Raw genomic sequence first — 12,432 nt, 5'->3', positions numbered from 1 at the left:
CCCATTCGCCGCCAGAGTTGTGCCGGAGCCCCTTACCGCGCGAGCGGTTTAGTCCCATCGACCATTTCGGCCAGCAGCCGGTGCGTTGCCGTCGACGGTCGATGGCTGCGCCAGTGAGTCAACCCGGTATTTGAATGCCCAATAACGTTACACCGGAGGCGGGAAACGACGGTGCTGGTGGCTGTGGCGGGGTCATAACAGCGGTTGTTGGCACTGGAAGAGGCTTGAGCGAGGGATCCGGCAATTAGCTGGGACACTACACGCGCCAGCGCACATACCATATCTTCATGTCAATACGATGATTGTCGTTACCGGCCGTCGAGCGCTTCGCCGCGTAGCCGGGCACTAGCGATGCTTGCGATGCGGCGGCGTGATAGCGGCTGCGGCCGAATGAAGTTATGTCGATTGCCGCACGTAGGGGAGCAAAGACAAATGAACGTCATCGATACGTGGGCCATCGCGTCCATAAATAAACTGGCCATTCATTCTCAAGGCTTCACCCATGTAGTCGAAGCAGTCGTGAACGCGTACTTGCCGAAGGGCGTGGTGTTGGTTGCACTGCTGTGGTGGGTCTGGTTCAGGCGCGAACGTGCGGAAGGACCTGACGACGAGGCCGTCCGGCGACGCCAGCGCGAACTCGTCGTGATCGCCATCGTGAGCGGCCTCATCGCGCTGGCGGCCGGCCGCCTGCTTGCGCACTACCTGCCGTTTCGCCTGCGGCCGATGTATGAACCGGCATTGCGTGCGTTCTTTCCTGAGGCCAACGTGGACGAGCCGGTGCTTCGCACGTGGAGTTCGTTTCCGAGCGATCACGCCATGCTCTGGTGCGCGGTCGCTATGGGTATTTTCTTGGCCTCGCGGCCCGTGGGGATCTACGCGCTGTTGCACGCGGTGGTGCTGATCGGCCTGCCGCGTATCTATCTCGGCGTGCACTACCCGACGGACGTGCTGGCCGGTGCAGCGCTCGGCATCGGCATCACATACGTGATGAGCGCCAGGGCGATACGCACGCGCATCGCAGCACCGATGCTGGCGTTCGCGCAGCGCTATCCCGGCTTGTTTTGTGGCGCCGCGTTCGTGCTTAGTTTCGAGTTGGCGACCCAGTTCCAGGAGCTGCGCGTGTTGGCGCACGGCCTGATACATGGGATGTAGTTGGTCGGAAGGTGTGGAGAGGGAGCGCTCATCGCCCCCTACTGGATACGCTCGCACGCATGGCTTGGCATCTGATCGGTGGAGGAAGGCGTTCAAAGCTGGATCGCCTGCTCGCGGCTTGTAGGGCCGCAACGGCCGACGAGCGGGTGTCCTTTTGCCGATGGAGAACGTCCGAATTGCGGTAGAACCGCGGACATTCGTTGCCAGCAAGCGAATGTCGGTAACTGGCCGAGGCCGTGTGAAAACGCCCACCTGGTTCTGCGTCTGGTCTGCGCTCCTGGTGTAGACGAACAGTTCGTCCGTACGAGGATCGAGAGCGAGCAAGTTTCATCCCTGAGGTTCACAAAGGATTCTGGTTCAGGCCAATACGCATTGGTGTTTCGAGTGCGCGCGCGAACCGAGGAAATTCACGTGGCCCGTGCCGACAGATGCACCGGCATGGCACTCGGGACCATAGTGAAGGCAGTGACCTCTCGAATCGTACTTGGGTTGACAGCCATTCGGATCGAGAAATTGGCCATCAGCATCGACAATACCAGGCGCATTTCCACAGCGGCCAGGTAACGTCCCGGACACACACGTGGCCCGGCGCCGAATTGCAGGTACGCACGTGAGTCGTGTGCGGTGCGCGCGCGGCTCCCGTCATGCAGCCAGCGATCAGGGTCGAACCGCAAAGGATTAGGGAAATTGCGCGCGTCGAGTGTGGCCGGCCGATTCAGGAAAAACATTTTCGTGCCAGCCGGTAGCATGATGTCGGCGAGACACACGTCTTCCAATGGCTCAAACGAGTTGATCGCAACGACAGGACGCAGCCTTCCGGTTTCCGTACAAACCGCCTCGAGCAGGTCCAACTGCTTCAACGACGTAAAGTCCGGGCAAACGGGAGCTGAGCCGAGCACACCGCGTGACGAGTCAAAGAGTCTCTGTTGCAAGGCGGAATCGGCAGCAACGTATAGCAGCGTCCACGCTATCGAATTCGCCGTCGTGTCTTCGCCTGCAAGCAGTAGCGTGAGAACATTTGCAGCGACCTGGTCGTCGGTTACATCGGACTCCGGCGCGTCGCGCATGACCAGCATCGCTTCAAGGAGATGACGTGGCAACTCCGACGGGTCATCGCGCATTCGTTCACGTGCCCGGCTCATCATATTTCGCACGTATCGGTGCACTTCGATCAGAGAGCGGTCGAGTTCGCGGTTCCTTGATCGAGATGCCCGGAGCCAGGCGCTGACGATCAGTCATTCAGCATAGATCATCCTGCGCCCGCAGGACCGGAAGAATGCCGGCTTTCAAAAACGCTGAGGAGGCAATCATGGCGCGAATCGAAGCGAAGTTGGCGGAATTAGGCTTGACGTTGCCTCAGCCGCTACAGATGCCGCAAAACGTACGCATGTCCTTGCCTCTTGCATGGATTCGAGTACGAGGGGCACGAGCGTTTGTTTCGGGACACGTTCCGCTCAACCTCGACGGAACAATTGCGCAACCGGTCGGCAGAGTGGGCGTTGAAGTTTCAGTGGACGAAGGCTACGCAGCGGCACGCCTTGTGGCGCTCGCTCAGTTGGCAAGCCTGAAGAAAGAGCTTGGAGACCTGGATCGCATTACGGCATGGCTGCGCGTCTTTGCGATGATTAATGTCGCGCCTGGCTTCGATCAGATGCCAAAGATCGCGAACGGCTATTCTGACCTTATTCTTGAAGTGTTTGGACCCGACATTGGCGCGCATTCTCGCTCGGCAGTCGGCGTGGCGCTTCCTCTAAACGTGCCGGTCGAGTGCGAGGCCGAGCTCGAGATCGACGGCGGGGTGCGCAGCCTCGTGTAATGAGCCCCTGTGTTACGGGACGCACATCTATTGACAGATTTAGCTGTTCGGTCATTTGAATGACCGTGTGAGAAGAGAGAATCCGATCACACCAACAGGGTGACGCCGGCCCAGGTGATCAGCACGATGCCCAGCGCGCGGCCGACACGCTCACCGCCGGGCAGGATTTTTTCCACGAAAACGATTAGCGACAGCGCGGCGATCCAGACGAGATTCATGATGCCGCCGACAAACAACAACGCCATCAGCAGCCAACAGCAGCCCACGCAGTAAATGCCATGGCGCATCCCGAGCAGGAAGCTGCCTGCGACGCCAGGACGCCAGTGCGCGGTGAGGAAATTCACTGGTGAACGGCACTGCGTCAGGCAGGCGCGCTTGAGCGGCGAGAACTGATAGACGCCCGCCGCAGCCAGAACAATCGCGGAAAGGCGCGCGCTCTTCGACCACAACATCATTTCCGAAATGAGGCCGGTCGGTTGCAGCACCTTCTGCAGCGATGCCGCGCAGATCGAGAATGCCAGCCATGCGATCAGGTAACCGGCCAGGAGAAACAACCACGGGATGGCCGACCTGGCCTCGATCGCGGAGTGGTGCCGCAATACGCGTCGATACAACAGGACGAGCGGCGCCGCGCTGGGCGTCATCATCGCGATCATCATCACCCACCGCATGAGGATCACGGTGGGTAGCGACGGATCCATTCCCCCGCCGCCATCTGCCAGTCGATGCGGGAACAGTGCGACGGCCGTCATCTCGAGCGCGGACATGCCGATTCCGGCGCCCGTCCACAAGTAGGCCCACGACAACGCGACGACGGCGACGATGCCGAGCGCAGTGATGACACGCTCACGTCCGAGGATATTTTCGACGCTGCTCATGCGGCAGCGCGATGCCGGATCGGTCCTTTGTTATTCAAGTGCAGTCGCGCGAACTGGGCGTAAGTCCCCTTGAGATCCAGTGCGATGTTTCCGTGCGAGCGGCTGGTGCCGGAGCCGATCTCGGCAAGCTCGTATTCGAAGCCGTGAGGCAAGTCGATTCGGACACGATGCTCGTCGCCCGTTACGGGATTGCGGATCGGTTCGCCGACAACGTCGAATACGCCCTCGACATGAATCCGGCCGCGTCTGGTATCGACATCAACATCGAAGTCGATCTTCGTAAAGATCGGATCGAATGCTTGCTCGAGCGTCGATGCGAATACGGAGAACATCGTGGCGAACGGCTCGGTGTCCTGCCCCGTCATGATTTTCAGAATGGCTTCGCGTTGTTCCGGGCTGGCCCGTTCGTCGACGATCGGCTGGCATTTTCCCTTGCCTTCGTGGATCGGTCCCGGCCACTGAAACACGACCGCGATGTTGAGGCCGTCGAGTCGCACGTCGCCGTAGTAACCGTTGCTGATCGAGATGGCGCCCATCGCTTCGCAGAAGCCGTTGTTCGGCAGTGCGTTGAATTGGCACGGGCAACCGTATGAGCAATTGCAGTTGATCAGTTCGGTGCCTTGGATTTCCCAGGGAGTCATGGTTGTTCTCCTTATGCTCCGTGACGAGTAGCGTGCTTCGAATCTAGTGTATGGCAGGGGGGAGGGAAGTCAAAGTTTGGGTTGACTGGGCGCGCGGGCGAGTGTGATGGGCATTACATATGATGTTTTGACGGAGGAGCCTGCGGTCAGAACGGCCGCCACCTGATCCACATCGCAGGAGAAAAGCGGCTCGTCAGCTATCACGACCGTATCTGGGAACGGTGGTGGATGCGCTCGAAAGATTGACGGAGGTGGGCGACGTTCGTTATCTCGCGCGCCGCAATTCAGGCATGGGCCACAATGATGTTGGACACCATCTCCCCGGTCACCTTTCCATCCACGACGAGGGGCGCCAATTCGCTTTTCAAACGGTAGGAGCAAGCACCAAAGTGGAGACCTTGCCGTCGTTTTCGATTTCGACAAAACCGATTCTGCTGTACCAGTCGTAGGCAGCTCGGTTGCATACGAAGACATTCAAGTACACCGGTTTTTGTAAGTCACTGGACAACGACATCACCTTGGCAATCGCTGCACTGCCGATCGACTTGTTTTGCATCTCCGGCACGATACAAAGCATTCTCAGCCATACGAGATCCGGTTCGACGTCCCAGTGCACAAATCCGCATCGGTTGCCTTCCCATGTAACTATTTGACAAGCGCCTTGGCGAAGGCTTTTGGCAAACCCCGCCTGTTGCAAGTCGTCGTCCCAGCCATACGCTGAGGCAACGAAACCTTCCATCGTTCGCCGGTACGTGTCAAATAGCCATTCCGAGTCTTCAGGTGCGGCCTGTCGAAAATCTAGATTCATCACAACCGCCGATCGCGATAAGCACGTCTTCGCCAGAATATCGGATGCAGGGGATCGGCATCAATCGGTTGGGCCAGCTAATGTCGACGGACGCGGAATGCCATTCACCGGATAGCTGAGTTAGCCGATCTGCTGCTGGCGAACCTGGGCTCCCGACGAACCGCCGAAATCGACCCGGAGCGCTCACTCGTTGCGGCGTTAATCCAAAGCTCGCCGTTACATGTGACGCTGAAGGCGGTACTGATTCAACCCTTCAAGGCACCACCCTGGCACCGTTGAATCCGTCACAGAGATCTTTGCGGAGATACGCAGCGACCGCCCCTGTCAGCGCGATGCCGTGCAATTCCTCCGGCGATGCCAGATGCGTGGCGATAATCTCACGATTATCAAGCCGCAGCTCGGGTATGCAATCGAGGTGCAGTTCAAAGAAATGCACCCGGTCTCTTCGCCCGTCCCAAGTGCCACAGGCGCTGCCCGCGGGGAGTAACGTGTACGACGACAGACCAATCTCTTCCTCCATTTCGCGCTGCGCCGCTGCATCAGGTGTCTCGCCGGGCCGGAGACTACCGCCAGGAAAATTCCACTCGGCCCGGTACGATGACTTTACAAGCAACAGCGCCCGCCCGACATAGATTGCTACTAGCGCGCCCTCATGGCGAGGCCGTCGCAGGTACCACCACGCGCGAGCGAACCGGAATCCGAGGCGAAGCACCATGCGCCAGACAGAGTCGATAAGCGTAGCCGGTCGCACCCATTCAAGGCTCGGCATGAGTTCTCTCCTTTCCTTCCATGGTCAGAGGATCTTCCGGGGCGCCGCGTTAGTGCGGCTTAGGTCATTCAGCGTCTGTCACACCACTGCTTGGAAACCGTAGTTTAGCCAGTAGCTGCTCTCGCTCAGGATAGCGATTGTCAACAATTCAAGGGCGTATGTCGATCGGTCGTTCATGGTCGCGTGGAGTCCCATGAGACCGGCGTAACCTGACTCGAAATGTCCGGCCGTTTTAGGGCTGCCGTTGCCGCCGATCTCCAGGCAGGAAGCTTGCCTGTTAGCAACCTATACTGGTAGCGGTTTGTATTCCACCCTGGCAGTGCTCGCAATCAACGAATTTTCCACCTCGCATTAGTTGCGACTGACGGACTCCGCCGGCTCACATGGGTTGCGACTGAGCATGCCTGATGAGCGGTGGAAGCTGCATCGTCAGCCCGCTTGGCGAGCTCATAGCCGGCCCAATCTTTGAGCAGGATGCATTGCTCGTGGCCGATCTTGACCTCAACGACCTTGCCCGGGCGAAATATGACTTTGACGTCACGGGTCACTACTCGCGTCCGGACATCTTCCGTTTGCATGTCAACGAAGCGGCGACGCCTCCGGTCGTGTTTGAGAAAAATGGATTCGGCAGCGGCTCCTGAAGAAGTGGCGTCCCGCCAACGGCAGATCACAAAGACAACAGGACATCCAGCCGCTCTGCTTCCCGAAATAACGCGACATTGGTTTGCATACCTTGCGGTCCTATGCGACGACCCAGTCGTGGCCGGCAATCGGACCACCCGCTTGCTGCATGCGACCGCCCGAAACCAGACCGCCAAGATCCACCGGTGCGTAGCCAAAATCGTTGACGAGTCCGATCACCACCGCCTTTGCGTCCTTGTCGTCACCGGAGACGAAGATGACGCGCTTTCCGTCATGAAACTTCGGGCCCTTGTCGTAGTGCTCCATGCGGATGGCATTGAACGCCTTGACGACGCGAGCCTCTGGCGCGTGTGCCGCGACGATCTCGCTGGCGCCCGTGCCCCCCAGGTCCGCCAGAACGAGCTCAGGCTCGAGTTGCGTAAAAGGATTGGTGGTATCCACCAGAATGCGACCTGCCCAATTGGGCAGCCCATCCAGGGCCGACGGGACTTGAAGCCATGGAACGGCGAGCATGACCAGCTCGAGCCGGGCCACCTCCTGGACCGTATCTGCCGACGCGTTCGGACCGAGTCCGGCCACGATATCGCCCAAAGCCTGCGGCCCACGACGAGCGCTCAAGACAACCTCATGTCCCGCTTGAATGGCACTCCTGGCGATGGACTGCGCTACAGCACCGGCTCCAATAAAACCAATCTTCATTTCGACACCTCAGCGGCAACGTAAGTCAACGAAGCCATGCTCGTCCAGGAGCACGGCACTTGGGAGAACAGCCAGATCAGTTCGATGAGCGCAAGTCGAGCAGCACCTTGCCGCCCTTGATTGCGTGAGCGACGGCCTTTGGGTAGTCCGCAAGCGGGTAGACGGCAGCCACAGGCAGGTCAAGCTCGCCGCGAGCCATCAGTTCGGCAGACTCGTTGATTGCGTCCACGATGTACGGCAGGTATTCGGGAAGGTCGATGTATATGCCGCGCACGACGATGCCGCGCAGATGCAGGTCTACGACCTTGAGCGGCGTGACCAGCTCGCCGCTTGTGAACGCATAGCTCACCAGCGTACCGTTTTGCGACAGCACGTCGATCAGGCGCACCGCAGCCGAACCGCTCAGGCCGTCGATGGCCAGACGGACGTTGCCCGGACCGACCGCGGCCTTGGCTTTGTCGATGGCGCCCGGCTCATCGACGAGAACGACGTCTCCACCAGCTTCCTCCAGCTCCTTGACCAGTTCCGGACGTCGTACGAAGTTGATGGTCCGCAGGCCACGCTTCTTCGCCAACGCGATCACCGTGCGGCCGATGCCGGAGTTGGCCGCGTTTTGCACGATCCAGTCGCCTTCCTTGAGGTCAACGAAGCGCCCGAGCAGAAGTACGGCCGTGGGAGGATTGATGCGCAGCATGGCCAGTTGACGTGGATCGACGTTTGCAGGCAGCGCAATCAGCCCCTTGGCGGGGACCACCAGGCGCTCGCGCCAGGTCAACGCATAAAGCGGCGGTAACACGCGGTCGCCGACCTTCACGTTGGAGACATTCGAGCCTGCCTGCAGAACTCGCCCGACGCCTTCGTTGCCAACTACAGAGGGCAGTGGAGTCGAGTAGGCGAAGCGATTGGTGATGACGGCCAGGTCATTGCCGTTGATGGGGGCATACTCCATCTCGATCAGGACTTCATCCGGGCCGGGGTTGGCCGGCTCCGGAAGGTCAACGAGTTTCAGAGTCTCGACGGGGTCGCCGAAAGCGGTGTTCTGGATAGCACGCATGGCTTACGTCCTTTCATAAGATGCTTGGCTGGAAAGCCGGGAGGCAATACTTCGGCACTCGGGGTTCATTTCGAAATCGTGCAAAGACCGGGGTGAACGCTATCAAGCCGCCCCTCATGACGAGGAGCGCTTCACATTGCTCAGGACGCGTAGCGCTAGAACGCGAGCAGCACCATGCCGGTCCGTCCCCTGCGGTGCGTATGTTCGAGCGCTCGCTGGTAGTCGCTCGCCTGATATCGTTCCGCTACGGGAAAAAGGCTCGGGAAGTTGCGTGCGAGCTCGAGCGCCTTGGCCACGTCTGCATCGTGCACCGCCGCAGCTTCGAATTGCCAACTGAACAACGACACCCCCTTAATGGTCAGCGCTCGAGGGGCGATGGAACGAATGTCCGCCGTAGCACCGCCGAGGGAGCCGTAGCTAACGATCGTTCCACCGCGAGCGAGGAAGCTCGCTACGTCGGGCAATAGCGCGCCGCCGACGCCATCGAACGCCACGTAGACGGGCTTGTTCGCAAGCGCATCGCGAAGCTCGTCCTTCCAGCCCTGGTTCTCCGTGCCGATGACAGAAAGGTTGGGGCGAGCAGCTTTAAGTGCTTGCGCGCTCGCCGCGGAGCCGACGAGCAGGATCGGATTGACGCCCACTTCGACGAGCAGATGAGTGAGCAGCTGTCCGACGGCGGAATTGGCAGCCGTCTGAATAACGGTGACATCTTCGCGCTTGTCTTCGGGCAACGCGTTGTGACCAGCCCGCATCGCAAGGCGTGCAGTCAACGTGTTGACCAACATCTGCGCTGCGACCTCGTCGCTCACTTCATCGGGCACGGGTATCAGCGACTGGACAGGCGCGGCGATCCTGGAACTCCAGGCGCCGTTGACGGGAAAGAAGGCCACACGTGTGCCGACCTGAATCCGGTGCGAAGGGTCGATGTCAGCGGCCAGCGCTTCCACCACCCCTACACCTTCGACGCCGGGCACTCGACCTCCCCTCGGGATGAGGGGAGCCGCCCCGAAGGCGGGGGAAGCGGAGACGCCCAGCAAGTCGCCCGGATGAACCGGTGCGGCGGACACGCGCACAAGCGCCGTTCCGCTCACAAGAGTAGGGGCATCGGAAAGCGCTTCCAGCCTGAGCACCTCGGCAGGCTCGCCGTGGCTAGTGTGAATAATTCGCTGCATCGCAGACTCCTTCTGCAAGGATTTGATTATTGGAGCGATCGCTCCGTTATGGCAGAATAGGTTCATCTCTACAGCATGTCAATTAATTTTGGAGCCATGACTACAAAAAACGATACGCAACCCCGGCGCAGCCGCGGCAGGCCCTCGACCTTTGATCGTACGGAAGCGCTGAACCGAGCCATGAAGCTCTTCTGGGAGCACGGATACGAAGGAGCCTCCTTCGACCAGTTGATCCAGGCCATGGGGATCAGCCCCTCGAGCTTCTACAACTCGTTCGGCAGCAAGGAGCAGCTCTACAAGGAAGCGACGGACGCATACCTGAGCATGTCCGAAGTCTGGTTCGCTGGCAGACTGTTCGGCACGGCCGACACGCGAGAAGCATTCAAGAAGCTTCTCGATGCTACCGTCGCGGAATTCACTCGAGACAGCCACCCATCGGGCTGCATGATCTCTCTGGCCGGCACTCACGTGCCCCCCGAACTCGCATCTATTCGTGAGACGATGGCCGAGCACCGCGCAAACGCTGAAGAGATGATGGCGCAGCGGTTGCGCAAGGGGGTCGAAGACGGCGACTTACCGGCTGACACCGACGTGCCCGCACTTGCTGCCTTCTACAGCGCCGTGACCCGCGGAATGGCTGTCCAGGCACGAGACGGAGGCGGTCCGCAAAAGCTGAAGGCGATCGCAGATGTCGCCATGCAAGCATGGCCGGCTCAAAGCGGTCGGGTGAGATCTGCAAGGCCCCGGGGGACGCGCGTTGTCTGACAAGGCATGGCCAACGCTTTCGTCCTCGCAATGCAGGACATGATTTGCGCACTGCAGCTAAGGGAGTGCCCTCAGGTCTTTCAGGTCGTCGAGGCAAGCTGCAGACGGGGAGATGGATATCCGAAATGCATTGACACATCCGTCGGGCGCAATTAATTTCCCAATGCTTGGGACTGGTCATCCGGGTGATTCCACGATGACACGGGCTAAATCAGTTGCGGCCCTTTGGGCCGCGCTGCGTACGCAGCAGAACGCATATTTGGTACCACGGCAACACTCAATGCGCAGAACGTTTTCACTTCTTGTAGTGGTTACTGCATTGGCGGGGGCAGTGCAGGCGGCGCCTGCCACCCAGATCGGTGTGGTGCTCGCTGGCTCGGCCCTGGATTTCTGGGCGACGATGAGCAAGGGTATGCACCGTGCGGCTGACGATCTCCATGTCGAACTGGTAATGCGCAGTCCTTCCGATGGAATGTCACTTGGCCCACAACCCAATGTCCAGTTGAGAATGATCGACTACCTGGTGAAGAGCGGCGTAACGGGTATCGTGTTGGCGCCCGAGTCACTGCAAGGTGTAGCGACGCCGATTTCGATCGCAGTTCCCACGGTACTTGTCGACCGGAGCAGCACGGATTACAACGCGATTTCCACAGTAAGCACCGACAATTTCGCGGCAGGTAGAACTGCGGCCCTGAGTCTGGTACCCGTTCTGCACCAGGGCGCCAGAATTGCAGTACTGAGACTCGCGCCGAATATCAGTTCGACGACTGCGCGCGAGGAGGGGTTTTTGACCGTCGCACGTGAAAAGGGGTGGCGTGTGGTCATCGCCCCCTATGTCGGGTATCAGTTTCGTGAGACGGAGGCACAGGTGCGCAAGGTCCTGTCCGGTGACGTAGGGCGCCTCGACGCGGTCTTCGCTCCGAACGAGACGACGGCCTATGGGGCCTTGCACGTCGTCGAAGAGATGCCGGTCAGCACTCGTCCTCGCCTGGTCGTGTTCGATTGGCGCCCGGAATTTCTGGATGCGCTTGAACACGGCATGATATACGCGGACGTTGTGCAGGATTCCTACCGTATGGGTTATCAGTCGATCGAGACGCTGGTCGCTGCCTTGCAGGGCCATCCGCCTCGGCCAACGATATTTGTCGACGTGGTGACGGTGACACGCGCAAACAGGAATGACCCGGCGGTACGCGCCGTGATAGCCAACTACAGTCGATAGCGACGCGGGAATGAGCGTGCGCCTCACCGCCTCGACGGTCGCTATGTGGGTGCAGCGGTCATTCATCCCTTCAGGTCGGTCGACAAGTCATCGGCCAGAGCGAACGGACGCGTCTCATCGTTATCACCCGCGGGCGAGCAGATGCAAAGTCTTGGCCGCCTGCCCGCGTGCGAATTTTCTGCCTCCAGACCGCATACAACCTCAGCGAGCGCCGCGCGAAGCGGCTGTCGCGCAGACATCTGGACATGCTGATCGCCCTATCTCACTTGGACGGTGACTTGCGCCAACAAGACTGCCACCCATAATCAATCAGCTATGGAATTAAAAAAAATCTTTAATTATCGTGAATGCATCTCCGGTTCTATGCTTGGCTCATGCAGGTTGCAGTTGGGAGTCGAATCATGGGACACGCCACTATCGCGTCGCGCACCAGTGCGACGATACAGATGCTGTGGCATCTCGGAGTTGGAAGCGAACCGGCTCTCGGCGCACATCTCGTGACACCTCGCGGCGCGTACCGCCACCACGGCATCTATGTGGGCGAAGGCAAGGTAGTGCACTATGCGGGTCTTGCCCGGTCGTTGCATCGCGGACCTGTCGAGGAGGTGACGATTGCATGCTTCGCTGCCGGAAGCGAAGTGTGGATAAAGCCGGGCAATCGTCCAGGTTACGCCGACCGGCAAGTTGTAGAACGGGCGCGCTCGCGCCTTGGCGAGAATCGATACAGGCTGCTGACCAATAACTGCGAGCACTTCTGTACGTGGTGCCTGTATGGCGAAAGCCGCAGCGAGCAAGTGCGCGCGTGCCTGACTTA

Annotated in this window: 14 protein-coding genes; 6 read left to right on the top strand and 8 right to left on the bottom strand. The window is 59.7% G+C overall.

Annotated features, from left to right (window positions below; genetic code table 11):
- The first annotated feature begins 432 nt into the window (after window positions 1-432).
- Window positions 433-1,152: a phosphatase PAP2 family protein gene (locus tag M0D64_RS44125; protein ID WP_266262213.1), complete on the top strand. Its 720-nt coding sequence runs from the start codon at window positions 433-435 to the stop codon at window positions 1,150-1,152.
- Window positions 1,153-1,559: 407 nt separating this feature from the next.
- On the opposite strand, the gene M0D64_RS44120 is transcribed toward M0D64_RS44125, so the two are convergent.
- Window positions 1,560-2,384, bottom strand: coding sequence for a cytochrome P450 (locus M0D64_RS44120; protein WP_266262215.1), 825 nt, complete (start codon window positions 2,382-2,384; stop codon window positions 1,560-1,562).
- A 77-nt stretch (window positions 2,385-2,461) separates the two neighbouring features.
- On the opposite strand from M0D64_RS44120, the gene M0D64_RS44115 reads away from it, so the two are divergent.
- Window positions 2,462-2,968 (top strand): RidA family protein, encoded by a 507-nt coding sequence (locus M0D64_RS44115; RefSeq protein WP_266262212.1) that lies wholly within the window; start codon window positions 2,462-2,464, stop codon window positions 2,966-2,968.
- 86 nt (window positions 2,969-3,054) lie between these two features.
- Here M0D64_RS44115 and M0D64_RS44110 read toward each other — a convergent pair whose 3' ends face one another.
- From M0D64_RS44110 to M0D64_RS44095, 4 genes are all read right to left on the bottom strand, one after another.
- Window positions 3,055-3,846: a DUF2182 domain-containing protein gene (locus tag M0D64_RS44110; protein ID WP_266262211.1), complete on the bottom strand. Its 792-nt coding sequence runs from the start codon at window positions 3,844-3,846 to the stop codon at window positions 3,055-3,057.
- A complete protein-coding gene (locus M0D64_RS44105; protein WP_266262210.1) occupies window positions 3,843-4,487 on the bottom strand; it encodes a DUF1326 domain-containing protein in 645 nt (214 codons plus the stop codon). Before M0D64_RS44105 ends, M0D64_RS44110 begins: the two co-directional genes overlap by 4 nt.
- 364 nt (window positions 4,488-4,851) lie before the next feature.
- Window positions 4,852-5,295: a GNAT family N-acetyltransferase gene (locus M0D64_RS44100; protein ID WP_266262208.1), complete on the bottom strand. Its 444-nt coding sequence runs from the start codon at window positions 5,293-5,295 to the stop codon at window positions 4,852-4,854.
- Between the two features lie 253 nt (window positions 5,296-5,548).
- Window positions 5,549-6,064: an NUDIX domain-containing protein gene (locus M0D64_RS44095; RefSeq protein ID WP_266262207.1), complete on the bottom strand. Its 516-nt coding sequence runs from the start codon at window positions 6,062-6,064 to the stop codon at window positions 5,549-5,551.
- Window positions 6,065-6,471: 407 nt separating this feature from the next.
- Here M0D64_RS44095 and M0D64_RS44090 point away from each other — a divergent pair, with 407 nt between their 5' ends.
- Window positions 6,472-6,705 carry a hypothetical protein gene (locus M0D64_RS44090; protein WP_308102558.1) on the top strand — a complete coding sequence of 78 codons (234 nt, stop codon included), beginning with the start codon at window positions 6,472-6,474 and terminating at the stop codon, window positions 6,703-6,705.
- Between the two features lie 100 nt (window positions 6,706-6,805).
- Here M0D64_RS44090 and M0D64_RS44085 read toward each other — a convergent pair whose 3' ends face one another.
- From M0D64_RS44085 to M0D64_RS44075, 3 genes are all read right to left on the bottom strand, one after another.
- Window positions 6,806-7,405, bottom strand: coding sequence for an NADPH-dependent F420 reductase (locus M0D64_RS44085; RefSeq protein ID WP_266238688.1), 600 nt, complete (start codon window positions 7,403-7,405; stop codon window positions 6,806-6,808).
- A gap of 76 nt (window positions 7,406-7,481) precedes the next feature.
- Entirely contained in the window at window positions 7,482-8,459 is a 978-nt protein-coding gene (locus tag M0D64_RS44080) for a zinc-dependent alcohol dehydrogenase family protein (protein ID WP_266262206.1), read from the bottom strand.
- A 155-nt stretch (window positions 8,460-8,614) separates the two neighbouring features.
- Window positions 8,615-9,631 (bottom strand): zinc-binding dehydrogenase, encoded by a 1,017-nt coding sequence (locus tag M0D64_RS44075; protein ID WP_266262205.1) that lies wholly within the window; start codon window positions 9,629-9,631, stop codon window positions 8,615-8,617.
- A 96-nt stretch (window positions 9,632-9,727) separates the two neighbouring features.
- Between M0D64_RS44075 and M0D64_RS44070 the strand changes: the two genes are divergently transcribed.
- From M0D64_RS44070 to M0D64_RS44060, 3 genes are all read left to right on the top strand, one after another.
- A complete protein-coding gene (locus M0D64_RS44070; protein WP_233465285.1) occupies window positions 9,728-10,396 on the top strand; it encodes a TetR/AcrR family transcriptional regulator in 669 nt (222 codons plus the stop codon).
- Between the two features lie 112 nt (window positions 10,397-10,508).
- Entirely contained in the window at window positions 10,509-11,618 is a 1,110-nt protein-coding gene (locus M0D64_RS44065) for a substrate-binding domain-containing protein (protein WP_266262204.1), read from the top strand.
- A 446-nt stretch (window positions 11,619-12,064) separates the two neighbouring features.
- Window positions 12,065-12,432, top strand: a 368-nt coding sequence (locus tag M0D64_RS44060; protein WP_266262214.1) for a lecithin retinol acyltransferase family protein, incomplete at its 3' end; no start/stop codon positions are given.

Origin of the sequence: Paraburkholderia sp. WS6 (assembly GCF_030464835.1) — a bacterium.
GTDB lineage: Bacteria > Pseudomonadota > Gammaproteobacteria > Burkholderiales > Burkholderiaceae > Paraburkholderia > Paraburkholderia madseniana.
The sequence above is the reverse complement of the archived record's forward strand: the minus strand, read 5'-3'. Positions and strand labels throughout refer to the sequence as shown.

Coding starts and splice junctions, on each gene's coding strand:
- M0D64_RS44125 (WP_266262213.1), top strand. CDS start 433: ATGAACGTCATCGATACGTGGGCCATCGCGTCCATAAATAAACTGGCC.
- M0D64_RS44115 (WP_266262212.1), top strand. CDS start 2,462: ATGGCGCGAATCGAAGCGAAGTTGGCGGAATTAGGCTTGACGTTGCCT.
- M0D64_RS44110 (WP_266262211.1), bottom strand. CDS start 3,846: ATGAGCAGCGTCGAAAATATCCTCGGACGTGAGCGTGTCATCACTGCG.
- M0D64_RS44105 (WP_266262210.1), bottom strand. CDS start 4,487: ATGACTCCCTGGGAAATCCAAGGCACCGAACTGATCAACTGCAATTGC.
- M0D64_RS44100 (WP_266262208.1), bottom strand. CDS start 5,295: ATGAATCTAGATTTTCGACAGGCCGCACCTGAAGACTCGGAATGGCTA.
- M0D64_RS44095 (WP_266262207.1), bottom strand. CDS start 6,064: ATGCCGAGCCTTGAATGGGTGCGACCGGCTACGCTTATCGACTCTGTC.
- M0D64_RS44090 (WP_308102558.1), top strand. CDS start 6,472: ATGAGCGGTGGAAGCTGCATCGTCAGCCCGCTTGGCGAGCTCATAGCC.
- M0D64_RS44085 (WP_266238688.1), bottom strand. CDS start 7,405: ATGAAGATTGGTTTTATTGGAGCCGGTGCTGTAGCGCAGTCCATCGCC.
- M0D64_RS44080 (WP_266262206.1), bottom strand. CDS start 8,459: ATGCGTGCTATCCAGAACACCGCTTTCGGCGACCCCGTCGAGACTCTG.
- M0D64_RS44075 (WP_266262205.1), bottom strand. CDS start 9,631: ATGCAGCGAATTATTCACACTAGCCACGGCGAGCCTGCCGAGGTGCTC.
- M0D64_RS44070 (WP_233465285.1), top strand. CDS start 9,728: ATGACTACAAAAAACGATACGCAACCCCGGCGCAGCCGCGGCAGGCCC.
- M0D64_RS44065 (WP_266262204.1), top strand. CDS start 10,509: ATGGATATCCGAAATGCATTGACACATCCGTCGGGCGCAATTAATTTC.